We start from the raw sequence: 25,884 nt of genomic DNA, 5'->3' as shown, positions 1-25,884 counted from the left end.
AATACCAAATAGGTATCAGGTGAAAAACCACATCTTTCGTGGGGGTTTAGCATTGCTAAACCCTTACAGCATTGTCTATTTACGACCAAAGGATAATTAAGAAAAGCCTGAAACAACCTATTTTTGTTAACGCACATCATGATGAATTTGTACAGCGCGTAAGTACTAGTTTTATCTCTTCAGGATTATCAAAAATAGTTCGGTAACAAAAGTAAAAATATTTAATTTATTGTTTTTTTATAAAATATGATTTTGTGCGTAATTGGATTTTAATTATTTCTTCTGTTTAACTTATTCTTTTCTTAATCTTTTCATGAAAATATCTTTATTGCTAGCTAAGTTCTCTCATAACTACTATCGACAGATTTAAATTTGTAATCTAAGTGCTACACACTTATTACTCGCTAATAGAGATTAGTAGTTGCCATCCCATGATCATTTCTCAAGCTTTCGGTAAATATCAGAAAATATGTTTTTTGTAAATGTATTCTCGGTGTTAATCGGTGAATCGGACTTAACGGACTTGTCCAAACGATATTTTTGTAATTCTGAAATTTACCCATAATTCCGGTTTATAGCCTGAGAAAATGATTAATTTTTCCCAGAAGGAATGCAATGGGAGAACTTGAACAGCTGGCGATCTTGTTAAATCCAAATACCCAATAAACATTCTAATTATGGCAATTAAGTTAGTAGGCTTTGCCTCTTTACCTGCTGATACCTTTAGTGATGGTTCAGCTTCTGGTAAGGACGTTTCAGCCAATGGCAGAACTGGCCCTTTCCCAGGACAGCCAATTCAAGGCTTCAGTGGTGTACAGTTTGCTCCCAATAACTCTTTTTACTTTCTGTCAGACAATGGTTACGGTAGCAAAGATAATAGTCAAGACTTTTTACTGCGGATAAATCGTCTAGCTCCAAGTTTCAAGGGAACAGGAAATGGGGATGGCACTGTAAAAGTTTTAGATTACATTCAACTATCTGACCCTAACAATAAAGTTCCTTTTGAAATAGTTAATAAAGGAACTAATGACAGATTACTAACTGGTGCAGACTTTGATGTTGAATCTTTTGTCTTTGATAAAGACGGTTCAATCTGGGTTGGAGAAGAGTTCGGTCCCTATCTGCTGCATTTTGATGCCACTGGTAAGTTGTTAGAGGCTCCCATTCCTACACCTGACCACTTCAAGACTCTAGATGGACAAGTACCTAAAGTTATTGGTCATAGAGGTGCAAGTGGCTATCGTCCAGAGCATACCTTAGAGTCTTATAAACAGGCAATTGAGCGCGGTGCTGACTTTATTGAGCCTGACTTAGTAGTGACGAAAGATGGTGTGTTAATTGCTCGTCATGAGCCGGCTTTAGCAGTTTTGAACGCTGATGGTACAGTCAATTTCAACAACACAACCACAGATGTTTACAAACATCCAGAGTTTGCCGATCGCAAAAAAACAGTAAGTTTAGATGGAAGCACAATTACAGGTTGGTTTGCTGAAGACTTTACCTTAGCTGAAATCAAGACTTTACGCGCAGAAGAGCGTTTACCTTTCCGAGACCACTCCTTCGATGATCAATTTCAGATTCCTACTCTCACGGAAATCATCGATCTGGTTAAGCACGTAGAAGCCACAACAGGTAAAAAGATTGGCATCTACCCGGAAACTAAGCATCCGACCTATTTTACCCAAGAAGCTACTTATGTAGGCACCACAGACAAAATAAACCGAAACATCAGTCAGTTACTAATCGATACGCTCAAGGCAAATAACTTCACTGATCCGAGCCGCATTTTCATCGAATCCTTTGAAGTATCTAACCTCAAACAACTGCGTAATAGCATTATGCCTGCGGCAGGGGTGGATATTCCATTGATCCAACTTCTAGATGCAAGTGACATTGATATTAATGGCAAGATCATCGAAAGTCAGCCTTATGACCTAAAGGTGAGTGGTGATAATCGCACCTATGGCGACTTGCGAACTCCACAAGGTTTGGCAGAAATTGCCACCTATGCTGATGGCATTGGCCCTTGGAAGCGGATGATTGTTAGTGTCAAAGGTACTGATGCGAATGGTGATGGCAAAGCAGATGATGTGAATGGGGATGGGGCAGTCAATGATGCTGATAAGACAACATTACCTCCCTCTACCTTAATTCAGGATGCTCACAAGGCAGGTTTGCAGGTTCACCCTTACACCTTCCGTGCGGAAGATCAATATCTAGCAGCAGATTATAAAGGCAAGCTAGCACTAGAAATTCAGCAGTTCTATGAACTAGGGGTAGATGCGTTATTTACAGACTTTCCAGATATAGGGGATCAAGTACGGGATAAACTCAGAGATAATCCCCAGTATAACTTGGTGCGATCGCCACAAAACTCCGATGTTCTTTCAGGAAATGCCTTTGCTAACTTGGGTAGTTCCAAAGGTTTTGAGGGTGGAGCAATCAACGCCAGCAAAACTAAGCTTTACCTACTGCTAGAGGGGACTGTTCAGGGCGATACTCCTGGTGCTTTACGGATTAACGAATTTGATCTAGCCACCCACAAATACAGCAATCAACTACGTTATTACAAACTGGAGAATCCCGCAAATTCGATCGGTGACTTAACAGTTATTAATGATCATGAATATCTAGTCATTGAACGGGATAACAATCAAGGAGCCTCAGCTAAATTCAAGAAAATCTACAAAGTAGACCTTTCTAAAATAGATTCTAAAGGCTATGTAGCTAAAGAAGAAGTTGGAGACTTGTTAAACATCCAAGACCCCAACGACCTGAATGGGGACGGTAAAAAAACCTTTGACTTCCCATTTCAAACAATTGAAAATGTGTTAATTGTTGACAAAAACACCATTTTGGTTGCTAATGACAACAACTATCCCTTCTCAACAGGCCGTCCTGGCAATGATCCTCAGCATCCAGTCATAGACAACAACGAAATCATTTTGTTGAAGCTGGATAAATCCCTCAACCTTGCTTCTGGCTTAGGTCAGCCCCAAGCTGAAAAATTTAATTTTGGTTCCACTAGCAGCGATGATATTACTGTTCAGCCAGATAAAACCTTATTCACAGGTGACGAAGCAGATTTTGTAGAGGGTAGTAAAGGTAACACAATCCTAACTGGGAAAGTTGATGACACTGTACTCGTAGGCAGTAACTCTTCAGTATCCGGGGGAGACGATAACGATCAGATATTTATTGGTCAAAACGGCCCGGTTGGAAATACCAATGCTAATGGTGGCAATGGTAATGATGTTATTACCTTAGTGGAAGCCAATGGTAGTAATAATTTGTTTGGGGCAGCAGGTAATGATACTTTGACAGTAGTTGAAGGTACTCGTCAACTGTCCTTCGGTGGCTCAGGTAACGACATTCTAAAGAGTCAAGGTAGCAATAACCGACTTTATGGTGGTTCCGGTAATGACAAACTCTTCTCCAGTGTCAATGATTCCCTGTTTGGTGGCGATGCTGATGATGTGCTATTTGCTGGTGAACAGGGCGGTAATCGCTTGAGTGGTGGTGCTGGTGCTGACCAATTCTGGATTGCTAACGTCAGTTTGCCAGCTAGCAAGAACATTGTGACTGATTTTACAGTTGGGATTGATAAAATCGGGCTGGGCGGGATTGGCGTCACTCAGTTTAGTAACCTAACACTATTACAACAAGGTAGTGATACTATCGTGAAAACTGGAAATAGAGAGTTAGCTGCATTGCTAGGAATTACATCAACTAGCCTGAGTGCAAATGACTTCGTTTTTTCTGCTAGCGTCGTGGCTTAGGAATAAGAATTAAATAAGATACAATTTATGTCCCTGGCTTACCTCACCCTCAATCCCTCTCCGATATATTGGAGAGGGAAGCTAGAGACAGGATGAGGCATTTTAGTCCCCCTTTTTAAGGGGGTTGGGGGGATCAAATCTTATCCGAACCGTATTGGCTTATACCCGATAGGGAGGGCACAAAGCCTTGAACTACTGATACTGCGTAGTCTGTCAAGATATAACAGATGCGATCGCAGCACTACAATCTTTATAGCGGTTTTCGTTTGGATGCAATATACGGTAGAGGCATAGCATTGCTGTGCCCCTACGAATGGTTTGTATTTTATGCAATTGAGAACCGCTTTAGATCCAAATCAAGTAAATACCCGTCATCCAGAAATCCACAATCCAGCATTTGCCTTCATGTTCCCAGGACAAACGTGAGTTTGAGGAATTCAAAAAATGCCAGGAAGTAGAGCAGGCAAGTCTTTTGGATAAATTTCCTTGATATCAGGTTAACCTAGTGAATTTACTGATGACAATTGTTGATGTTATCTCATAATCTTAGGCGAACAAATACTAAGTATTAATAGCTAGGTAAGATTATGACAGACAAAATTCTGGATTTTGTAGAATTCAAAAAAAATGGCATAGACGGTGTTAATGGGCTTGCTGGTGCCGACTCCGTTACAGTCAGTCCCGACGGTAAATTCCTCTATGCATCTGGATATTTTGACTCGGCAGTGGCAGTGTTTGCACGGAATGCGGATACAGGCAAGCTGAGTTTCGTGGAATTTCAACAAGATGGCATAAACGGTGTTGATGGGCTTGCTAATGCCAGCTCCGTTACAGTCAGCCCTGACGGTAAATTCCTCTATGCATCTGGATATTTTGACTCAGCAGTAGCGGTGTTTGCGCGAAATGCGGATACAGGCAAGCTGAGTTTTATGGAAGTTCAAAAAGATGGCACTAATGGTGTCGATGGGCTTGGTGGTGTCGAGTCTGTCACAGTCAGCCCCGACGGTAAATTCCTCTATGCAGCTGGAACTACTGACTCGGCCGTAGGAGTGTTTGCGCGGAATGTGGAAACAGGTAAGCTGAGTTTTGTAGAATTTCAAAAAGATGGCACTAACGGTATTGATGGGCTTGGTGGTGCCGAGTCTGTCACAGTCAGCCCCGACGGTAAATTCCTCTATGCAGCTGGAACTACTGACTCGGCCGTAGGAGTGTTTGCGCGGAATGTGGAAACAGGCAAGCTGAGTTTTGTGGAAGTTCAAAAAGATGGCACTAACGGTATCGATGGACTTGGTGGTGCCAACTCCCTCACTGTTAGTCCCGACGGCAAATTCCTCTATGCAGCTGGATATGATGACTCGGCGGTGGCGGTATTTACGCGAAATGCGGAAACGGGCAAGCTGAGTTTTGTGGAGGTTCAAAAAGATGGCACTAACGGTGTTGATGGGCTTGCTGGTGCTGAGTCCGTCACTGTTAGTCCCGACGGTAAATTTCTCTATGCAAATGGAATAAATGACTCGGCGGTGGCAGTGTTTGCACGGGATGCAAAAACAGGCAAGCTAAGTTTCCTAAAAGTTCAAAAAGATGGTACAGACGGTGTTGATGGGCTTGCTGGTGCTTACTCCGTCACTGTCAGCCCAGACAGCAAATTCGTCTATGCAGCTGGATATGATGACTCGGCTGTGTCGGTGTTTAATAGCCCTAACAATGTCTCAGTCTTGACAAAAATTACAGGCGATATCTTTAGTCTCAAGACTAAGCTGAACGTTAAAGGTGATAAAGGAAAACTCTCAATCAAGATTAAAAACAGTACCTCTAAAGACGTGAATGAACTGGGCGTATTTGCCGTTGACGATGAACAAGGTAAGATTAACGGCATAGCCCCTGGTGCAGAAGGCTATACCCAAGCGGCTCTTTTGCGCTCCAAGGTTATTTTCTCTACCCTTGCCAATTTGCCCAATGGTTTTAAGACTGCCGACCTAGCAAACATCTTAGAATTCGACTCTGATACTAAGCTCCGATTCTATCTGGTATCCAACAGTACTACTCAGTCTGTGCTGTCTGGAAAAAACTTCTCAAATGTCCTTTTTTCCTCATCTACAAATAACAACGTTGAAAATGATGGGTTTTCTCTCAACTTCCAGAACTTGGTTGTGGATGTTCAGGCAACACAGCAAGAGGTACCTTTAGGTACAGGTTTGCAAGGCAAAAATCAAGGCGAACTGATTGATTTACGGAGTGTGACAGAATCGGTAAAAGCTAACTTTGTAGTCAACAGAGAAGCATCTTACAATAACTTTGTCGGCTTCTATCAGGTGGCTGATGAGAATGGTGGTATTGACACCAACGGCGATGGTAAAGCAGATATTCTCGTTGGGCAGGCTGGTTACGCTCAAGCGGCTGTGCGTGGACGTGTTACAGGCATTGACTTGACGGTGAACAACCAAGGTACAGCAAGTTCCACTGGTACTTTCGGGGCTAATTCTTTGTTTGCGCCATTTATTATTGTGGATGGAAGACCGGATGCAATTCTCAATAGTACTGCTAATAAGAATGTTTACTTCGCATTCTTGGGTGCTAACTCAGATAAAGTAAATCACATTCGGCTGTTGGGGAATAACACCTTTGGTTTTGAGGATTTAAAAAATGGTGGTGACAAAGATTACAACGATGTGATTGTGCAGACAAAATTGAGTGTCAATGCTACGTAATATTAAATTCGGGTAATTACTTAGCAAAATTGGAGAACCTTATCCTGGTTGTGGGGTAAGGTTATTTTATACATAGCGATGAAATTGACTTGATATTAACTAAACTAGTAAATTTACTGAAGCCAGTTATTGTGTTTCCTTCATAAATTTAGTAGTTAACTCCTTTAAGGTGATCAAAAAATCTTCACCTTTACTTTTCCAGTTAATTTTTATTAAGTGATGGATAATTCTTTCATAAATTGGGCATGGCACTGTTTACCAAGGCAAGCTCGCTGTCTTTGGCGATCAGTGATCCTGTCAATCCCTATATTCAAGAATTTGTCAAAAATCATTCAGAAATTTAAAGTTTTTTTTATTACAGAATTCTTAATTAGGGTATTTACTTAGGAAAGCATTTGTGATAGTTTCATGTTGATTATCATAAATAATTAAAATATGCAACGCTAAGTTTAACAACTGCGTTTCTGTATCTTGGTTTGATGATAAGTATCCATATTGCATACTTGCAATGATAAATATTGATTTTAAGATAGTATAAACTAAGTGATAACTTGCACTATCTTTAGTTTTGAAAAAGGCATAGTAGTTGTAAGTCTGTGAACAGAATGCAGGTATGCAATTAGACGAAGCTACTCTCTGTACTTTTACATATTTAGCCACACTGAATGCCACAGAAGTATTGCCGTTGCTAGCATAAAACCAAACACTGGCACTGTTAGTAAAAGAGAGACTTCCTAATATTTTCGACTTTATTCCTTCGACTTGTTTTATATGACTTACGTTAAGAACACTTTTCCCGAATTTCTCACCACTCTAGAAGGGTTTGATCAGTTACCAGATGGGGCGATCGCCAATCTATCAGAACAACTGCAAGCCTGGCGCTATCGCATAGGTCAAAAAATCATCGGTAAAGAAAGTCTCCCAGACCGGATCACGATCATTTATGAGGGACAAGTGCGCTTGTTGGGATATGACCCTCAGACGCAAATGCCAATCACTTTAAAATTACTGCAACCGGGGGAAATTATCGGCGAAATTGGTTTGTTGCGCGATGTCCCCTGTGAAACAGCGATCGCCTCCACCGAAGTAGTATGTTTAACCTTGAATGCATCGGCATATTTTAGCTTTCTGGCTTTATATCCAGCTTTTGCCAATGCTCGCAAGAATCGCAGTTATTTGGTGGAAGTTTTCGATATTCTCAGTTCCTATTGGCAAAAGCAAGCGATCGCTACTTTAAATCTCCGAGAACTTACCTACAAAGCCTTACCACAGGCAAAAATACATTACCTCCCTCCAGGAAAAACTTCATTCAAGCAATTAGATAGCGAAAGAGTCTGGTTTGTGAGTGGCGGTGGGACAGTAACGAATTTATCACCTAGCGATCGCCTAGAAGCGCACGATGACAGAGACAATATCCAAGTCATCGGTCAAAACCCCGCCCGGTTGCTTGGTATACATCCATCAGATTTGATCTTGGAAGTCCCTGATCAGATAGAACTTGTGGTGAGTGACACCAAATCAGATAGTGCAGAGGAAATAGATATTCCCTACGCATCAGACGAAATAGTTCCACAGACAGCCCCCCAGACCTCAAAGAGTCCCCTAGCAACCAAATACCCGTTTTTTGGTGGTAAGGGAGAACTAAATACAGCCTTCGCCTGCTTCCAAATGATTGCGAAGCACCTAGAAATGCCGTTTCGTCGAGAGGTAGTTCGCCGCATCTTAACTGAGCAAGTCAAACGTCAGGGTACTATATCGTTTCAAGTTACTGCTTACCTGGCAGAGTTAATCGGACTGAAAGCGCAGTTGATAGAGCTACCAGTTGCCTCTGTAACGCGCATTCCGACACCGGCATTGATTCGCTATGGTGATAGTTTTGCCGTTTTATATGCGGCGGATGCGAATACTATGGTTGTGGGTGTCCCATCCCAAGGGATTGTGCGTTGTAAACCCGCTCAATTGATTGAACAATTAGATGTTGATCCAACCAACTTTCCGCCCCAAGTTAGAGTATTACTGCTCAGTCCTACCAAAGAAACACCTCAAGAGCGCTTTGGTTTACGGTGGTTTCTGCCTTATTTATCACGCTACCGTCGAGTCCTGATAGAAGTCTTTGTCGCTTCCTTTTTCGTGCAGTTGGCGGCGTTGGCAAATCCTCTGGTCGTCCAGGTAATTATTGACAAAGTTATCACTCAAAATAGTATTGGCACTCTACATATTTTGGGGGTTTTGTTATTAGTAGTCGGGATATTTGAAGCAGTGTTGACTACCTTACGAACCTACTTATTTGTTGATACCACTAACCGGATCGATATGAGTTTAGGTTCGGAAATCATCGACCACTTACTACGTTTACCTCTGCGCTATTTTGAACGCCGACCGGTGGGGGAACTTTCCACTCGCATCAACGAACTAGAAAATATCCGCCAATTCCTCACGGGTACCGCTTTAACAGTAGGGTTAGATGCTCTATTTTCAGTGGTTTATATCGGTGTGATGCTAATTTACAGTTGGCAACTCACCTTAGTAGGCTTAAGCACAATTCCGGTGTTTATCATTGTGATCTTAATTGCTTCTCCCACCATTAGCAGACAATTACGTGGCAAAGCCGAACGCAACGCTGAAACTCAATCTTATTTAGTGGAGGTAATGTCAGGAATTCAAACAGTAAAAGCGCAAAATATTGAATTGCGAACGCGCTTTTCCTGGCAAGAACGTTACGCTCGATTTGTCGCCGCTGGTTTTAAAACAGTTGTGACTTCTACTCTTGCCAACTCTACTAGCAGCTTCCTCAACAAACTCAGCAGCTTACTAGTTTTATGGGTAGGAGCTTATTTAGTACTTAAAGGAGAATTAACTTTAGGAGAATTAATTGCCTTTAGGATTATATCCGGTTACGTCACCAGTCCCATATTGCGCTTGGCTCAACTTTGGCAAAGCTTCCAAGAAACTGCCTTGTCTATTGAGCGTTTAGGCGATATTGTCGATACACCACAAGAAGGAGAAACAGACCGCTACAATATACCCTTACCGACGATTAAGGGAGCAGTGAAATACGAAAATGTTTCCTTCCGGTTTGGTACAAGTGGCCCTTTGCAACTTTCTAATGTCAACCTGGAATTTGATCCAGGTAAATTTATCGGCATTGTCGGACAAAGTGGATCTGGTAAAAGTACGATGATGAAGTTATTACTCAGACTTTACGAAACCGAGTCCGGCAGAATTTTAATTGATGGTTATGATATTGCCAAAGTGGAACTTTATTCACTGCGACGGCAGATAGGTGTAGTTCCCCAAGAGACATTATTATTTGACGGCAGCGTTCAGGAAAATATTGCTCTAACGAATCCCGATTCGACAACCGAAGAAATTATTGAAGCGGCTCAGGTTGCTTGCGCCCACGAGTTTGTAATGAGCTTGCCCAACGGTTACAATACGCGGGTGGGAGAACGAGGTTCTGCACTTTCAGGTGGACAACGACAGAGAATTGCGATCGCCCGCTCTGTTTTACAACGACCAAAATTATTGGTTTTAGATGAAGCAACCAGCGCATTAGATTATCCCACAGAACGGCAAATATGTCTGAATTTAGCCAAAGCATTCAAGGGTGAGACAGTATTTTTTATTACCCACCGACTGAACACCGTGAGTAATGCAGATAAGATCGTCGTCATGGATAATAGCAGGGTTATAGAACAAGGTAGCCATCAAGAACTAATGGCTCTTAAAGGTCATTATTCTTACCTGTATCAGCAACAAGATGTGAACTTGTAATTAGTCATTGCTGGGGGCATGGCATCAGAAAACTCTCTATTTGATCAACATTCCATAGATAGAGCAATCAGCGTAGAGTCGGCAATGTCACAAGTATCAAAATCTAGGTTTTTGGCAAACATTGCCCACCTGACAAAAAATCCCAAATCGTTCAACTGAACGCTCACGACAAATCCAAAACCCAAAATCATTATGACTCAACTTAATGGGAATCACCTCAACGGCAATCAGAAAAACGGAGTAAAGCAAGATTCACAGGTACTTACAAAAGAACAGAAAGCTGCTCAAAAGTCTTTAGTTAACTCAAACAATCAGGAATTTGAGCAATCTATTGTCTTGCGCCAATCTCCAATTTGGTCGCGGACAATCATGGTTACTCTAATTCTGCTAGCCTGTTTTGGAATTGGTTGGGCTTATTTTGCAAAAATTGAGCAAGTAGTGCCAGCAACAGGGCAACTAAAACCGCAAGGAACAGTCAAAGAAATTCAGGCTCCTGTTAGTGGAGTGGTGAAAACGGTTAATGTTAAAGATGGACAAGTAGTAAAGCCAGGAGATTTGTTGCTGACTTTTGATTCCATCGCTTCTGTTGCTGAATTAAATTCTTTGAATAAAATTCGGATTGCATTAATTAAAGAAAACCAGATTTATCGCCGATTGATGGGTGCAAGTAGTACCACAGGCTCGGAATTATTATATTTGGGCGGCAATTTGCCACCAGAAACTGCTTTCCTGCTCAAAAGTCGGTCAGCGCTAGTAGGAGAAAATGAGTTATTGCGGACTCAATTCAAAAATTCTGGTCAAGATACTGCCCTAGGAATTGATGAGCAACAACTTCTACAAGTTGCCAAAAAAGAATTAGATTCTCGGTCTTCGGCGGCGCGATTGGAAGTAGAAAAAACCAAAAAACAATTTAGTCAAAATCAATTTAAACTGGAAGATAGTAAAGCAAGTTTAGCTATTCAACAGGGAATTTTAAATAAGCTAAAGACATTAGCAGAAGAAGGTGGCATTTCTCAACTTCAGTATCTCAACCAACAACAAGAAGTACAAAACCGCACTGCAGAAGTAGCGCAACTAGGTGAGGAAACAAAACGCCTCCAGTTTGATATAGAAAAAGGACAACAACAGTTAAGCAATACGGTGGCTGTTTCTGATAAAACCATTTTGGATAAGATAGCCGATAACAAACAGCGTATTGCCGCAATCGATAGCCAATTCATGAAAGTTGTGCTGGATAATGAGCAGCGTTTGGCAGATGTCTATAGTAAAATTTCTCAATCACAGTTAAATGTTAAATATGAAGAACTCCGTGCGCCTGTAGCTGGAACAATTTTCGATTTACAAGCAAAAAACCCTGGATTTGTAGCGACTCCAACTACAAAATTGCTGCAAATTGTCCCAAATGAAAACTATATAGCTGAAGTTTTCATCCTTAACAAAGATATTGGTTTTGTGCGAAAAGGGATGAAGGTAGATGTCAGAATTGACTCCTTTCCTTACAGTGAGTTTGGCGATATCAAGGGAAAAGTTATTGACATAGCATCAGACGCATTACCGCCAGATCAAACACATCAGTTTTATAGATTTCCGGCAAGAGTTTCATTGGATAAACAATCCTTAATGATTAAGGGTAAAAAAGTTAACTTACAATCAGGTATGTCGATTAGTGCCAATATAAAGGTGCGCGAAGAACGAAGTGTGATCAGTTTATTCACTGAGATGTTTACCAAGCAAGCTGATACTCTTAAAGAGGTACGTTAGTACCTGTAGTCAAACAATTTTGAATTGTTAAATGGTTAATTCTCAACGCATCGAACCCGCTCCTGGACAAGAATCAGTTTGGGATTACCCCCGTCCCCCTCGTTTGGAGGACACAAGTAAACATATCCAAATAATCTTTAACGGAGTAATAATTGCAGATACGCACAATGCCAAACGTGTTTTAGAAACTAGTCATCCTCCTTCTTACTACATTCCCCCTGCGGATATCAAAATGGAATATTTGCAATTGATACCGCAGTCTAGTTTTTGCGAGTGGAAGGGAAGTGCTGGTTACTACACAATCCGAGTAAGTGAAAAAGAAGTCCATAATGCTGCTTGGTTCTACCCTAACCCGACACCAGCTTTTGAATCTCTCAAAAACTATGTATCTTTTTACGCTCATCTAATGGATAATTGTTACGTGAATGGCGAAGAGGTGCAACCACAACCAGGTAACTTCTACGGCGGTTGGATTACCAGTGATATTGTTGGGCCTTTCAAAGGCGCTCCCGGTACTTGGGGATGGTAAGGAATAAGAATTAAATAACATACAATTTATGTCCCTGGCTTACCTCACCCTCAATCCCTCTCCGATATATTGGAGAGGGAAGCTAGAGATAGGATTCACTCTCTAGTCCAACCTAGTCGCCGGATATTTGCTCTACGCTAACGCCGCTACTTTCTCTAATAATCCCTGAAACAACCTCAACCCATCGCTATTTCCCAGCATCGCGTCAGACGCCCTTTCTGGGTGTGGCATCATCCCCAACACATTGCCCCGGCGATCGCAAATCCCGGCAATGTTGTTCAGTGAACCGTTGGGATTTTCCCCTTGATACCGAAACAGAACTTGCCCGTTATCTTCAATTTCTGCGAGAGTGGCTTGATCAGCGTAGAATCGTCCCTCGCCGTGGGCAATGGGCAAAGTGATCACTTCACTATTGGTATAAGCTTGCGTCCATGAGAGATTAGTCCGCTCAACTTTCAAGGGAACGCGATCGCAGATAAAATGCAAATCCCGATTTCTAGTCAACACCCCTGGCAAAAGTCCAGCTTCAGTTAATACCTGAAAACCGTTGCAAATACCGAGGACAAACTTACCTTTTTGGGCGTGTTCGACAACCTGCTGCATCACGGGTGAAAAACGGGCGATCGCACCACAGCGCAGATAATCCCCGTAACTAAACCCACCAGGTATAATCACAACATCCAAATCAGCAATGTCCGTTTCTTGATGCCAAACCATACGAGTTGGTTGTAAGAGCAAATCTCTGGTTACATAAGCAACATCGCGATCGCAATTAGAACCGGGAAAAACAACAACGCCGAATTTCATGATTAGTCAAGGTGAGTGGGAGATAAGGTAAGGTATGCATTAAATAATTAATGTCCAGTTTAAAGAAGTAATGCCCACTTATCAAACCCTATTTAAGAAAGGATTTGAGTTAATGACAACTAGCTCTTTAAACTGGACAACAACTTTTTAATATACATCATCTCTGCCACTACTGCCACTACCCAATAGTCTACAATCATCTGTATATTATGTAGGCAAAAACTCTCAATGTATACCTCCATAAACCTTACTGCGCTGTGAAATTGCCTATATATCCACCAGCTTCGAGCGAACATCGAAAGATTGTCCCTGTGCCGTCATAGACATAAAGGTTGCCGAGATTCAAGGTTTGCCAGACTTTTGGGCCAGAAGTAGTATAAACTTGAGAACCAACGAAGGAAGCGTTTCCAACACCATTAATCGAATCTGTTTGACACCAGCTATTATTCCCATAAATAGAGATTGATGTTGCGTGATAACCTGTTGCCAGTTGCAGGGTTCCTACGACTTGAACACTGTAAGTACAGTTATTGACAATTCCCCCATAACTCGAAGTGCTTAAACATGAATTGTCTTGGGGAAAGGAATTCTTCATAGTAGCTCCTGGCCCCGTTACTGCGAAAGCTTGGTTCGCCACTAAGCTTATAACTCCAGTCAACATACTCACCAAATAACCTTTTTTAAAGAACCGCATTTTTCTTCGCTCCTATTTTGCACATATTTCACCTTACTAATTGAATTTACCTGAGAATAAAGTTTATTTATTACAAAGTTATTCTGTCGTTACAATACTTTTTCATAGAATATTTAAGCTGTCAAAGACTTTTAAAATAATGATAATCAAAAAGAGGGAGAGTATGCGAGTGGCACTTGCATACTCTCCCTCTCCTTCACACGATTATCATTTTTGTCTTGAGTATTTTAACTCATTGACAAAATGGGTTTTATCGTAAATTATCAGGAATACTAAAAGACCCCAGTTTGGGTTTCGACCTCAATCATCTCAAAGCGGTAATTTTCAATTACGGGATTTGCGAGCATTTGGTTACAAATCTGCTCAAGGTCTTGACGCGCTTTTTTCTCCTCAGTCGAGGTGATGGTGAGTTCAATGTACTTACCAATCCGCACTTGGTCAACGTTATCGTATCCCAGTTGCTGAAGACCAGATTGTACAGCCACACCAGCAGGGTCTAAGACTGAAGGACGAAGCGTCACGAAAATTTTGACTAAATACTTGGTTTGCACGGGCTTTTGGTGAATGCTGCGATCGCTATACTATAACTTTATGCTCGAACTGAGTGAAAATAAGATTACAAAGCGGTTAAAGTTAATTGATCAATTAGCCTATTTAACAGCTTCAACTACAGTGGCATATTTAAATAATTGTCTATGAGAGCCATACGCACCCGCAGTCAAGAGCGTATTTTCAACCTCCTGAAAACCATCAAAAAAGGTATTTCCGCCCAGGATATTTACGTAGAACTACGTAACACCAATCAGAGCATGGGTTTAGCGACAGTTTACCGCTCCCTAGATGCCTTAAAACTCGAAGGCATAGTACAAGTGCGGAATTTGGCTAACGGTGAAGCCCTCTATAGCCTAGCGCAGCAAGACAAACACCACCTTACTTGCTTGCAATGCGGTGTCTCAATTCCGATTAATGAATGCCCCGTTCATGACTTAGAAGACCAGTTAGAATCTAGCCATAAGTTTAAAGTTTTTTACCACACCCTAGAGTTTTTTGGGTTGTGCAGTCAATGCCAGATAAATCAAGCTGCTGGGATTGCTCAATAGTTATACCAATTCCATCTGATTTTGCACTTTATTCTCCCAGAGACTAAAGTCTGGGGCTAGCAAAATAAAGCCTGCGTCAGTAGGCTAATTATGTGCATAAATGCACGTACAGAGGAATGTCGTTGATTTATTTAGATACAAACATTATGCTTTATTCAAACAAAAGTCAACCAGCTAAATACGTCTGCAACTGTTAATTGCCAATTTTCTAAAACACTCAAAACGGGTAAAATATCTTGCTTTTCTTTTAATTCTGGTAATTTGTTGGGTTCAAAAATCATGATTGACTCATCATCAGAATCAAGCAACCAACCTAGCTTTGCTCCATTTTGGATAGAAAATATAATTTTGCGGATAACTCGGTTGGGTGATTTTACTGGTGAGAGAATTTCAATTATCCAATCTGGGGGAATTTCAAATTTATTCGCAATTCTGCCTTTTGTATCAAGGGGAATTCTTTGCCATTCAAACACAGCAATATCTGGTACTATTGAACGACCTTGAAATGTACAGCGTAATTCAGGAAAAGCATAAGCTAATTTCTGTGGTTTTGTAACTTGATTTATGGCAGAAGGTAGTTCAATTTGTAAAGTGCTATGTTTTCCTTATGGCATAGGTTTTTGGGAGATTTGACCGTTAAAATACTCGCTTGCTGGTTTGGTTTCTGGTAGTTTTAAGAACTCTTCTACATTTAATACTGTAGTTGGCTGAATAGATAACGTCATAATTTACAACTTATCAAAGCTTGATTATTTTATCACTATAAAAATGGGAAAATTAGTGCGTCACCAATCATCTAACAAAATTCTTTCTGCGAAGACTAAAGGCAACAAAACTTCAGCAATTTGCACGCGGGAATATTTATAAAATGAAGACAAAACCCAAACTAGTTCTGCAACGACAATTGGCGAAAGTGGGAGCGTAACTTCTCCAGATTCAGCCTTTTGTATTAGTCTGAAAGCTCGTTGTGCTAAATCAGGTGGTTCTCCAGTGAGAAAACGGAGCAGAATGTTAGCATGCACCCACAAATTAGTCATGATTTCTCAGTGGAATTTTTTTGAGCTAAACTTTCGCCAACTATTTGACGAATTGCCTCTTTACTTGGATAGGCAATAGTTGTATGTAAAACACCATACAATTCACTGAGGCGTTTTTTTGGAGTTTTCTCGATTGCTTGAGTACGAAATTTTATGGATGTAATAAGATCGGCAACTTCCTTTAGTTGTTGTTCGTTGAGGTTGTCTAATTCTTGCTTGATGTGTTCTTTGCTGACTGTCATTTTTTATCTCTCAGACTTTTGATAGACTCACTTATTTTAATGTCGCAAAGCTTTATTGTTTGATCATCTTCTCTGCTGTATTTGACGCAAGCGAGAACTACTAGCTAGAGTGTTACGATTGGGACTGAAGGCTACTGGAAGTTTGCAGCTAGTATGTCCGTAGAGAATCTTCAAGCATTCATCTGTATTGTTTTCTCATAACCTTATGGTTTGGTTAATATTACCACTAGCTATAGTGCTACCGTCTGAACCAAAGCGAGTAATGGTGTTGAAAAATGAAGGTCAAAAGACAAAGTATTACTGTTGAAGAATTGTTGAGTAGATATGCTGCTGGGGAGCGAGATTTTACTTATGTTGCTATTTATGACTGGCGTGAAGATTTGCTTAGAGGTGTTGACCTCAGTGGTATTAATCTGGAGGGTTCTGCCCTCAGTGTTGACTTTACTGGTGCTATTTTGAGAGAAGCTAATTTTCGATATACTGTCTGGGGCGACTGTCATTGGCATAAAGCCGATTTCAGTGGTTCCGACTTTACTGGGATTAACAATGGTGTGGTTCCGACTTTACTGGGATTAACAATGGTGTAGAATGCGTCTTTGTTCGCTGCAACTTTAGCAATACTATCTGGGATCAAGCCGATTTGTGGCAATCCACCTTTAAAGACTGCAACCTGACTGGTGTCAACTTCGATAATGCCGATTTTAGCGAAGTTAACCTCTATGGGTGAATTATGAGAAGAAATAGCTGAAAAAATATTGTCAGTAGATAATTGTCATTGTCTCGTTCTCAATCTCAGACTGGGAATGCCTAATGGGGGCTGCCGCGTCCTTTGCTGGCGGCAGAGCCGCAATGAGCAGCATTTCCAGCCAGAGGCTGAAAACGAGGTTTGGAAAGGGTTTTAAACTTAAGTTGACAGCAATGCCACTCCCTATTCCTAACCAGGGCGGTTATTTTCTAACCCTGGTATTTGCTTAGAAAACAACTCGTTAGAGTCAACCTGACCATTTGAGATAATGGAGCGCATACCCTCAAAAGCAGCAGGGATAGTGCGCGGATCTATAAATAAGACCTTGCTGCTATCGCTTTTACCAATTGTTGCACCCATATCCAGATAGCCCAAGGCAAACAGAACTTCTACTGCTTTATTGGCATTGGGGATAGTGTGGAGCTTTTGGGCGATAATTTCAGTAGACTCTGCGATCGCCTGCGCTTTTAAAACCTGCTGCTGACGTTCAGCTTGAGCTTTCAGAACGATCGCCTTTTGTTCAGCTTCCGCTTGCAGAATTGTCGATTTTTGACGAGCTTCTGCATCCAATATTTGCGCCTCCGCTTTACCTCTAGCACTATTAACAGCAGCTTCGCGTTCGCCCTCAGAAGTTAAAATTGCTGCCCGTTTGCGTCGTTCTGCCGACATTTGCAATTCCATCGATTCTCGCACTGCCTGAGACGGAATAATATCTCGCAGTTCTACCCGTGTCACTTTCACACCCCAAGGATCGGTAGCAACGTCCAAATCCTGTAATAAAAGTTCACTGATATGGGAACGAGCGGTAAAGGTTTGATCCAACTCTAGTTGTCCCATTTCGGCGCGAATTTGAGTCAGCACCATGTTTACCATTGCCGACTCCAGATTTTCTACCTTATACCAGGCTTTTTCCATATCCACGATGCGCCAGTAAAACACTGCATCTACTTCAATGCCAACGTTGTCACGGGTGATGCACTGTTGGGGAGGAATATTTAAGACTTTTTCTCGGATAGTTTCGCGGTAGACAACTCTATCTAGGAAAGGAATCACAAAGTTTAGTCCTGGTTCCAGTTTTTTGTTATAACTACCTAATCTTTCCACCAAAGCTTGATTACCCTGATTGACAACTTTCACAGATCCTGCTACTGCAGAACCACCAAGGGCTAAAAATACTAGTAAAAAGAACTGTTCCATTATGAATCTCCTGATTTTTAACAAAAGAAAGGGGAGTGGAGTTAGGAGAGACGCGATTAATCGCGTCTGTACAGGAGTTTGGAGTGGGGGAGATGAAGAAGTAGAGATTAATTTATTCCCAATGCTCAATGCCCAATAACTAAGAATTCAACAAATTTTCTGGGATCACAATCAAGGTAGTACCTTCTCGTCTAACCACATAAACTCTTTGATGGGGTGGTACGGTAAATTTGTCATCGTCACATCTTGCTTGCCAAGAATTTCCCTCATACCGCACCCGCCCTGTTTTCCCAGGCAGGATTTCTGTTAAGGTTTCAGCTATGACTGCATCCCGAATTTTAGATTTGCGTTGTCGCGGTTGCAAAAACCGACGGGAAAGCAAAATTAGTGCTGTGGAAAATAATAGCCAAACCACAATTTGCAACCATACACTTCCCAAACCCACTCCAGACAGCAGTGCCACAACAAAAGCGCTAATTCCCATCATGAAGGCGACAAACGCCGATGGTAAGAACAGTTCCATTAGACACAGAACTGCTCCTGCCAGAAGCCAGATTAAGGTAAAACTTGGCATAGTGCCATTCTTAGCCTCTACATTGACGTAAATGCATTTCTACGATTAGATACAGCCAGACGTAAGTTATTTACAGAAAGCAAAACTTGGTTTTTTACCAATAATTTTGATTAATTTCAGTAACAAGGTGTAGCTAGCGGTACATAAATCCAGTCTATTCTAGCTTTCAAGTCATTGCCAGCTAAAGTTAATCGAAGTTCATGAGTTGATTGGTTTCTTATAATTTATATTTTTATGATTTCTACTCAACTGATAGTTTATTGTATAAATCCAAGCTGTAATAGCCCCATTAATCCTATGGGAGATAGTTTTTGTGCCAGTTGCCAAACTCCTTTAGTTCACCGCTATCTTTGGGCTACTGGCTCATTATCTGCTCAAATCCCAGCAGGTACAAAGGTTGCAGATAGATACGAAGTAATTAGTCACCAAATTTGGCTGGATACTCAACCGGGACTGCCGCCAGATGTACCTGAAGAATTGCCAAAAGAAGTAATTCCTTATCTACGGTTATATCAAGAGCGGTTGCATTTGCCCCAGGCTTATGCGTTTGCTTGTTACCTTGAGGGAGATACAACTGATATCCTCTTATTAGAAAATGTGCCGATAGATGAAACAGGAAATATCTATCCAACTATTGTTGAGGCATGGGAGCAAGCAACGGCGGTACGACAAGTTTATTGGCTGTGGCAAATTCTCCAACTTTGGACGCCTTTATCAGAATTGGGACTTAGCCGCAGTTTACTGGTAGTAGATAATTTGAGAGTCGAAGGTTGGTGTGTGCGCCTGTTGGAACTCTACCAAACACCAGCAGATGAGAAACTGAGTTTACAAAATCTGGGACAGTGTTGGCAATTTTGGGTAGCGTCTGCAAAGGCATCAGTAGCCAAAGGGTTACAAAACATAGTCCAGCAGATGTGTGAAACTGAGGTTGAGTTAGAAGCTATTAATATTCAACTCAATAATTTACTACTAGCATCGGCGGCAGAATTGCCATTAGTTCTAAAGGTGGCAGGCTCGACAGATATTGGCCCAGTTATGGCGCAAAATGAAGACGCTTGCTACCCCAATGCTTTAAGTGATTTAGATGAAGCTTTATTGCCTCACTTGTCGATTGTTTGCGATGGCATTGGTGGACACGAAGGCGGGGAAGTTGCCAGTAAGTTGGCAGTGCAGTCTGTAAAGTTGCAAATTCGCGCTTTCCTAACGGAGGTAACTGAACAAACTGCACTTGTATCACCAGAGTTGTTGCAGGAACAATTAGAAGCAAGCTTGCGGGTAATAAATAATGTGATTTGTGCCCGCAATAACGAACAAAAACGCCAAGGCAAAGAACGCATGGCTACAACTATTGTCATGGCGGTGCAAGTTCCCCAACGAGTGCAGACGAGTACTGGATGGCAATCAAATAATACCCATGAACTTTACTTGGCTAATGTTGGCGATAGCCGTGCGTATTGGATTACTCGCAATTATTGTCAGCTACTCACAGTCGATGATGATGTGGCAACGCGTGAGGTACGCCTTGCTAAAAGCTTGTATCGAAAAGCACTCTTGAGAGCAGATGCTAGTGCCTTAACTCAAGCCTTGGGGACAAAAGATGCAGAATCTTTGCGTCTCAAGGTTCAGCGATTGATTGTGGAAGAAGATGGCATATTACTACTGTGTTCTGATGGTTTAAGTGATAATAACTGGGTGGAACAATCTTGGCAGAATTATGCAATACCCGTGTTAACAGGTGAATTGACAGTTGAAGATGCTGTTGCGAACTGGATTAATTTGGCAAACGAAAAAAATGGGCATGATAATACGTCGGTTGTTCTGACTTATTACCGTGTTTCCCCAGAATACTTAGTACCTGTAACTCCGGCGTTGCCAGAAGAGATTATAGAAGCAGAAATACAAAAAGAACTAGAGGAACTAGAGGAACTAGAGGAACCAATTTCTTTGACAGAAAGTTCGCGATCGCTGCTAGATTTGGATCTAGATTTGGATCTAGATTTGGATATTTCCGAGGAACCATTTACAAGCCCAGTAATCCCACCAACTTTAATTAGAAAACCTAAGCGGGGTAAACCTTTGGTAAGGCTGGGGGTAGTGTTGGCGTTGCTTGTGGGGGGTGCAAGTCTGGGATTATTTGCTTGGTGGCAAATTAATCCTCAAGGATTCCAGCAGATGTGTCGGCAATTTCCCCAAAAAGTGCAGCAAGCGTGTCCGCCTGGGAAGTAGCTAGTACTAGCCCTTTCAAGGTGAGCATATGTACTATCAAACTTTTTACGGCATTTCAGGCATCGGCTGGAATTGAACAAAGAATTTATGCATTAAATTCCAAATTTTTGGACTGTAAATTAAGCGATTGTATAGGCCAACATACCAAAATTGGGTTAAAATATCATTTATTTAATAGTACAAACGTTCACCTTGAAAGGGCTAGTCCTGGTAGCTTACAGGAACAACTATCGTAGGTTTTTTACCTATTGTTAGTCACAAAAATTAGGATGTTGATGAGCAATGTTTAAATATTAGTCATCTCAGTCGTAACGGGAACCACTCCAGTCGTAACGGGAACCACTCCAGTCGTAACGGGAACCACTCCAGTCGTAACGGGAACCACTCCAGTCGTAATGGCAACCACTCCAGTCGTAACGGGAACCACTTCAGTCGTAATGGCAACCACTCTAGTCGTGACGGGAACCGCTTCAGTCGTAATGGCAACCACTCCAGTCGTGACGGGAACCTCTCCAGTCGTGACGTTGCTCAAGATAGTTTCTGCATTCAGAGTGACGGTTTAACTGGTGATCTGATACTGTGAAGCGATACCTTCGGTAGGCTTCGCCAACGCACCACACATAACTTTACATCACATCTTCTACCACTTGGCAAAATACTGCGTCCCTTTTCGTTTAAAAAAGTAATGTTTTTAAACACTCTAGACTTTAGTAGAGGATGGCGAGAGTGTATTCGATAATGACAGTGCATCTGCTATGCACCAAAATGGCTGAAAGAGTTGACCTGGGGAACATCCTAGAGTCAAGATAAAAGGGTTAGATATCTGTCAAAGTACTAAGCACATCTGATATCGCCTGATTTTCTTTCGTTTCCCCGTTTTTAGGGTAAAGACGAAGGGTAGGGGCGATACCTATTGACGCGCAAAAAACTTACAAAAGTATGCACGGATAGCTAAGACGTGCCTGGACGCAGAGGGTTAAATGCGCCGTTGCACCCCGATGAAGCGTCAAGAAATAGCTGATTAAATCAAATTCTAAGCGATTTAATCATATATTTTGTAGCAGATACTTATGGAAAAGCTAATGCTAGGTGTAAATGTTGTTATGAAAGTTGGCGATCGCGTCCGCGTTAAAGATTCGGTAGTAGTGTATCATCATCCTGAACATCGCAATCAGCCTTTTGACATCAAAGGCACAGAGGGCGATGTTATAGGTATTGCCACCCAATGGCGAGACAGACCAGTAAGCGCTAATTTGCCGATTGTAGTCCAGTTTAGTAAAAAGTTTAAAAGCCATTTACGTGAAAATGAGTTAGAAGTCATCTAAATCACTCATCGGCGGCGAAACCACTGAAAAATATTCAGTTCGCCGCGCATTCTTTTAAGCTCTTGGCGGTGCTGCTCTGCTGTTGTATAATACCATTCACAATAACGCTGAAACTCTGACCGTGACCGAACTTCGTGGTAAAACTGGTGGGTTGTTTGGTAAGAAGCAAAAGCTTCCTCAACTTGAGGTTGAGGAGATGGCATAATATAAGGTAAATTTTTAGACATAATGTTAATTGAGTGGGGAGAGACGCGATTAATCGCCTCTGTACAAAATATGGAGTTTTGAATTCAGGGAATTACCGCACTTTATAATTAATAACTCATAACTCATAACTCCTAACTTTCTAACAACTCCTAACTTGATTAAAGCCAACCGCGTAAGTGATAGACAAAAGAACCAATGTACTCTTTTAAAGCGCTGGTAAATTGGTGTAAGTTGTCGGTATCAGGTAATAAATTTAGTATAGCGGCTTTGGGAGTGCTGCCGAGTTCTTGCAATTCACCTTCACTCACAAGAAAGTCAGTCGGTGCAGGAATTACATTGATTCCTTGACGCTGGAAAATGCGAAGCGATCGCGGCATGTGCATTGCGGAAGTAACTAATAATACCTGACGAATGCCACGAGATGACAAAATTTTTCGGACATTCACTGCATTTTGATAAGTATTCAGAGATTCAGGTTCTTGGACAATCGCCTCAGATGGAATACCAAGAGATGTAAGTATTGTTGCCATATCTGCCGACTCTGGTGAACCACCTCCACGCCAATCAATGCGACCTCCGCTGAGAATGATTATAGGCGCTTTTTTTTGACGATATAGTTGTGCGGCATAAATGACGCGATCGCCTGATTCACTCAAATCTACAGTAGGTCTTGGGAAAAAAGCTGATTTAGTTGCGCCACCCAAAACCACAATTGCTTCTGCGACTGGTATTTGCGCGAGTGGGAGATTTTGCCATTCTAGCGATCGCACTAATGATTTAGCAATCCAACCATTACTACAAAATAGCAATAAAGTTAGGGCAAAAGCAATTGCGATCGCCGCAGTGCGCGGTCGTTTCCACAATGTTACTAATGCTACAACTAAACTCACACAGGCTAATCCTAGTGGATAAAAAAATAGTGGCAGTAACTTGGATAGATATAAAAACATAGCGGAAATGGGGCATGGGGCATGGGGACTGGGCTGAGGAGTAGGGACTAGGAAAGAAGCAGGGCAAAAAGAACTATTGATTATTGACTAATGCCCAATGCCCAATGCCCCAATTATTACTTTTCCCAAAACCTGAAATTGATACTATTTCCCGGAGTACGACGGTAACGGCGGGCGCTTCTTCTTGTTTGCCGTTTGTTAATCCTCTCGTTCGTTGGTTCAACTTCGCCCTCTTCTGACTCTTCAACATCCAACTGAGTTCTAGTTGGTTCCTTACTTCCCCACCAAGCAGTAATCCAGCCTCCAGCTAAAGCGCCTATTCCACCTAGCAAGATACTCATGGGTGCTGGATACCCCAAATATACAAAGCCCAGCATGAAAAATAACCAGTATTTCAGTGCTGTATCGACACCATCAGAGGAAGCTACAGTTGGAGCCTCAGTGCTATTATTGGTTACACTTGTGATCCAGCTTAAGATGAAACCCCCGGTGATACCTAAGAAGATGCTCAGGGCTGGTGCGGAGCCGGTCATTATTAATATAAATATTAAAAATGCCCCAAATAACAACTGAGAAAAGAAACTGGGAGAAATACTGAAAAAGTCGTTCTTTTTGTCTGCCATAGAGTAAAAAAAGCCATTAACTAATTCGTAATTCGTAATTGAATCGAAAATTACGAATTACGAATTATTTTAATTGTGCCTGTTGTGGTTGAGTTGTATCCAAAATCTTTACGTAAGGTTCTTCCTCTTCAGTGAAAGGTTCAGCTTGTTTGATTTGTGAGGCTAATAAATCGGCGGTGGCATCAGCAATATCACCAGTGCGATTATTCAAACGCTCTTTTAGAACTTCCAGGGGTGCTGTGCATTGGATAATCTGAAAGGGAAGTTGGTGTTTCGTAGCTTGAGCGATCGCATCTTGCCGTAACTGCTGTCGATCATACTTGGCATCCAAAATCACCGAAAAACCTTGATTAGCCAGTATAATTCCCAATGATAACAGCCGTGTGTAAGTTTTCTCGGTCATCTCTGGTGTATACAAATCATCGCCACCCTTTTCCCACAGAGGAATTCCCCCTAAATGTTTTCGCACCGCATCCGAACGAAGGTGAATTGCTCCCAGTTGACGGGCTAAACCTCTTGCTGTGGTACTTTTACCAGAACCCGACAACCCGGACATCAAAATTACTTGTCCCAGCTTTGGTTTAGTGTAATCCCAAGCCTGTTTGTAATAGTCACCGGCGGTTTTTGTCGCTTCTTCCTTGACTGTCGCAGGTATATTCGGATCGTCTAGCAAAAATGAAGTTACCTTTGCCCGGACATAAGCCTGACGACTTAAATACAAAGGCAACACCTGTAAGCCTTCCCAATCTCCAGTTTGCTCTACGTAGGCATTCAAAAACGCATTACCCAAATCTTGACGTTGCCGCGCTTCTAAATCCATCACCGTGAACGCCACATCATACATCACATCGACAAAGCGAAACGGCTCATTAAACTCAATGCAATCAAACAGCAAGATTTTGTCGTGCCACAGCGCAATATTTCTCAGGTGTAAATCCCCGTGACATTCACGAATATAATCGTTCTGAATTCTGCTAGCGAATAATTCTGGACGTTCGGCAAAAAAGTTATCTGTATATTGCTTTGTTTCGACAAATTGCGCCTGACTCTGCGGACCACCAATATATTTATCAGTTTGCTGATAATTCTCGTCAATTGCAGCCCGAACTTTTGGCACTTCACCAAAACTGCGAATATAATCATTCGTCTGTGCTTCGGCATGATATTTAGCCACCACCCGTCCCAATTCTTCTAAATGTGAGTCATTTAAGTTACCCTGTTCAAAAAGTGAACTTAATAGCGACTCTTGAGGAAACTGCCGCATCTTCAGCACATATTCTACAGCCTCAGCCGTTCCTCCTAGCTGGTATTGCTCCCCTACCAAAGTTATCGGCAAAACTTCTAAATACAGTTCACCGGCACCGCGTTGATTTAACCGCAACTCCTCCTGACAAAAATGCTGCCGCTTCTCCAAGCTGGAAAAGTCCAAAAAGCCAAAATTCACAGGTTTTTTCAGCTTATAAGCGTAATCTCCAGTTAACAGCACATAAGAAATGTGGGTTTGAATTAGTTGAATAGGTTCTGTTACCGGATGGGGATAAAATCCCGACTGCAACATTTGCTGAATTAAAGCTGGAAGAGTCACTTCTGTCATCTCTTTTCTTTG

General features: G+C 41.7%; 21 protein-coding genes and 2 pseudogenes. 10 read left to right on the top strand and 13 right to left on the bottom strand.

The genetic code is table 11. The features are described 5' to 3' along the window. Positions 1–683 precede the first annotated feature (683 nt). The 5 genes and pseudogenes from V7K15_RS28985 to V7K15_RS28965 form a co-directional block, all read left to right on the top strand. Positions 684–3,779, top strand: a pseudogene (locus V7K15_RS28985) (esterase-like activity of phytase family protein); the annotation flags it as partial. 587 nt (positions 3,780–4,366) lie between these two features. Next, a complete protein-coding gene (locus tag V7K15_RS28980; protein WP_334911321.1) occupies positions 4,367–6,487 on the top strand; it encodes a beta-propeller fold lactonase family protein in 2,121 nt (706 codons plus the stop codon). Positions 6,488–7,258: 771 nt separating this feature from the next. After that, entirely contained in the window at positions 7,259–10,261 is a 3,003-nt protein-coding gene (locus V7K15_RS28975; protein ID WP_334911320.1) for a peptidase domain-containing ABC transporter, read from the top strand. A 192-nt stretch (positions 10,262–10,453) separates the two neighbouring features. After that, entirely contained in the window at positions 10,454–12,022 is a 1,569-nt protein-coding gene (locus V7K15_RS28970; RefSeq protein ID WP_334911318.1) for an HlyD family efflux transporter periplasmic adaptor subunit, read from the top strand. A gap of 31 nt (positions 12,023–12,053) precedes the next feature. Continuing rightward, positions 12,054–12,551 (top strand): DUF427 domain-containing protein, encoded by a 498-nt coding sequence (locus tag V7K15_RS28965; RefSeq protein WP_334911315.1) that lies wholly within the window; start codon positions 12,054–12,056, stop codon positions 12,549–12,551. A 132-nt stretch (positions 12,552–12,683) separates the two neighbouring features. On the opposite strand, the gene purQ is transcribed toward V7K15_RS28965, so the two are convergent. The 3 genes from purQ to purS all read right to left on the bottom strand — a co-directional run bounded on the left by purQ (position 12,684) and on the right by purS (position 14,603). After that, the gene (gene purQ / locus V7K15_RS28960; protein ID WP_292799611.1) at positions 12,684–13,358 is read right to left on the bottom strand and encodes a phosphoribosylformylglycinamidine synthase subunit PurQ; all 675 of its coding nucleotides are present in this window, start codon (positions 13,356–13,358) and stop codon (positions 12,684–12,686) included. 247 nt (positions 13,359–13,605) lie between these two features. Then, positions 13,606–14,052: a hypothetical protein gene (locus V7K15_RS28955; protein ID WP_334911313.1), complete on the bottom strand. Its 447-nt coding sequence runs from the start codon at positions 14,050–14,052 to the stop codon at positions 13,606–13,608. Positions 14,053–14,324: 272 nt separating this feature from the next. Then, complete coding sequence (purS, locus tag V7K15_RS28950; RefSeq protein WP_292799605.1) at positions 14,325–14,603, bottom strand: phosphoribosylformylglycinamidine synthase subunit PurS; 279 nt, start codon at positions 14,601–14,603, stop codon at positions 14,325–14,327. Between the two features lie 144 nt (positions 14,604–14,747). On the opposite strand from purS, the gene V7K15_RS28945 reads away from it, so the two are divergent. After that, the gene (locus V7K15_RS28945) at positions 14,748–15,152 is read left to right on the top strand and encodes a Fur family transcriptional regulator (protein ID WP_334911311.1); all 405 of its coding nucleotides are present in this window, start codon (positions 14,748–14,750) and stop codon (positions 15,150–15,152) included. A 155-nt stretch (positions 15,153–15,307) separates the two neighbouring features. Here V7K15_RS28945 and V7K15_RS28940 read toward each other — a convergent pair. From V7K15_RS28940 to V7K15_RS28930, 3 genes and pseudogenes are all read right to left on the bottom strand, one after another. After that, positions 15,308–15,877, bottom strand: a pseudogene (locus V7K15_RS28940) (Uma2 family endonuclease). Positions 15,878–15,937: 60 nt separating this feature from the next. Beyond that, the gene (locus tag V7K15_RS28935; protein WP_334911309.1) at positions 15,938–16,189 is read right to left on the bottom strand and encodes a hypothetical protein; all 252 of its coding nucleotides are present in this window, start codon (positions 16,187–16,189) and stop codon (positions 15,938–15,940) included. Next, the gene (locus tag V7K15_RS28930) at positions 16,186–16,431 is read right to left on the bottom strand and encodes a hypothetical protein (RefSeq protein ID WP_334911307.1); all 246 of its coding nucleotides are present in this window, start codon (positions 16,429–16,431) and stop codon (positions 16,186–16,188) included. Before V7K15_RS28930 ends, V7K15_RS28935 begins: the two co-directional genes overlap by 4 nt. 275 nt (positions 16,432–16,706) lie before the next feature. Between V7K15_RS28930 and V7K15_RS28925 the strand changes: the two genes are divergently transcribed. After that, the gene (locus V7K15_RS28925; RefSeq protein ID WP_334911305.1) at positions 16,707–17,018 is read left to right on the top strand and encodes a pentapeptide repeat-containing protein; all 312 of its coding nucleotides are present in this window, start codon (positions 16,707–16,709) and stop codon (positions 17,016–17,018) included. Continuing rightward, the gene (locus tag V7K15_RS30105; protein WP_442949726.1) at positions 17,003–17,158 is read left to right on the top strand and encodes a pentapeptide repeat-containing protein; all 156 of its coding nucleotides are present in this window, start codon (positions 17,003–17,005) and stop codon (positions 17,156–17,158) included. Before V7K15_RS28925 ends, V7K15_RS30105 begins: the two co-directional genes overlap by 16 nt. A 207-nt stretch (positions 17,159–17,365) precedes the next feature. Here the strand turns inward: V7K15_RS30105 and V7K15_RS28920 are convergent, their stop codons facing one another. Both V7K15_RS28920 and V7K15_RS28915 read right to left on the bottom strand, forming a co-directional pair. Next, positions 17,366–18,373, bottom strand: coding sequence for an SPFH domain-containing protein (locus tag V7K15_RS28920; protein WP_334911303.1), 1,008 nt, complete (start codon positions 18,371–18,373; stop codon positions 17,366–17,368). 139 nt (positions 18,374–18,512) lie between these two features. Continuing rightward, positions 18,513–18,947: an NfeD family protein gene (locus V7K15_RS28915; protein WP_334911301.1), complete on the bottom strand. Its 435-nt coding sequence runs from the start codon at positions 18,945–18,947 to the stop codon at positions 18,513–18,515. 234 nt (positions 18,948–19,181) lie between these two features. Between V7K15_RS28915 and V7K15_RS28910 the strand changes: the two genes are divergently transcribed. Next, positions 19,182–21,173: a protein phosphatase 2C domain-containing protein gene (locus V7K15_RS28910; RefSeq protein ID WP_334911300.1), complete on the top strand. Its 1,992-nt coding sequence runs from the start codon at positions 19,182–19,184 to the stop codon at positions 21,171–21,173. 286 nt (positions 21,174–21,459) lie between these two features. Here V7K15_RS28910 and V7K15_RS28905 read toward each other — a convergent pair whose 3' ends face one another. Further along, positions 21,460–21,705, bottom strand: a complete 246-nt coding sequence (locus V7K15_RS28905; RefSeq protein WP_334911298.1) for a hypothetical protein — start codon at positions 21,703–21,705, stop codon at positions 21,460–21,462. A gap of 538 nt (positions 21,706–22,243) precedes the next feature. On the opposite strand from V7K15_RS28905, the gene V7K15_RS28900 reads away from it, so the two are divergent. Further along, positions 22,244–22,498: a ferredoxin-thioredoxin reductase variable chain gene (locus V7K15_RS28900; RefSeq protein ID WP_442949725.1), complete on the top strand. Its 255-nt coding sequence runs from the start codon at positions 22,244–22,246 to the stop codon at positions 22,496–22,498. A 5-nt stretch (positions 22,499–22,503) separates the two neighbouring features. Here V7K15_RS28900 and V7K15_RS28895 read toward each other — a convergent pair whose 3' ends face one another. The 4 genes from V7K15_RS28895 to V7K15_RS28880 all read right to left on the bottom strand — a co-directional run bounded on the left by V7K15_RS28895 (position 22,504) and on the right by V7K15_RS28880 (position 25,872). Next, on the bottom strand, positions 22,504–22,725 hold the full coding sequence (locus tag V7K15_RS28895; RefSeq protein WP_104900005.1) for a hypothetical protein: 222 nt from the start codon (positions 22,723–22,725) through the stop codon (positions 22,504–22,506). A 138-nt stretch (positions 22,726–22,863) separates the two neighbouring features. Next, positions 22,864–23,655, bottom strand: coding sequence for a YdcF family protein (locus V7K15_RS28890; RefSeq protein ID WP_334911296.1), 792 nt, complete (start codon positions 23,653–23,655; stop codon positions 22,864–22,866). 116 nt (positions 23,656–23,771) lie between these two features. Next, the gene (locus tag V7K15_RS28885; protein WP_334911294.1) at positions 23,772–24,278 is read right to left on the bottom strand and encodes a hypothetical protein; all 507 of its coding nucleotides are present in this window, start codon (positions 24,276–24,278) and stop codon (positions 23,772–23,774) included. 64 nt (positions 24,279–24,342) lie between these two features. Then, on the bottom strand, positions 24,343–25,872 hold the full coding sequence (locus V7K15_RS28880) for a bifunctional aminoglycoside phosphotransferase/ATP-binding protein (RefSeq protein WP_334911292.1): 1,530 nt from the start codon (positions 25,870–25,872) through the stop codon (positions 24,343–24,345). Positions 25,873–25,884 lie beyond the last annotated feature (12 nt).

This window comes from Nostoc sp. (assembly GCF_036919815.1).
GTDB lineage: Bacteria > Cyanobacteriota > Cyanobacteriia > Cyanobacteriales > Nostocaceae > Nostoc.
Note: the sequence above shows the minus strand (reverse complement) of the source record. Positions and strands in the feature narration are given on the sequence as shown.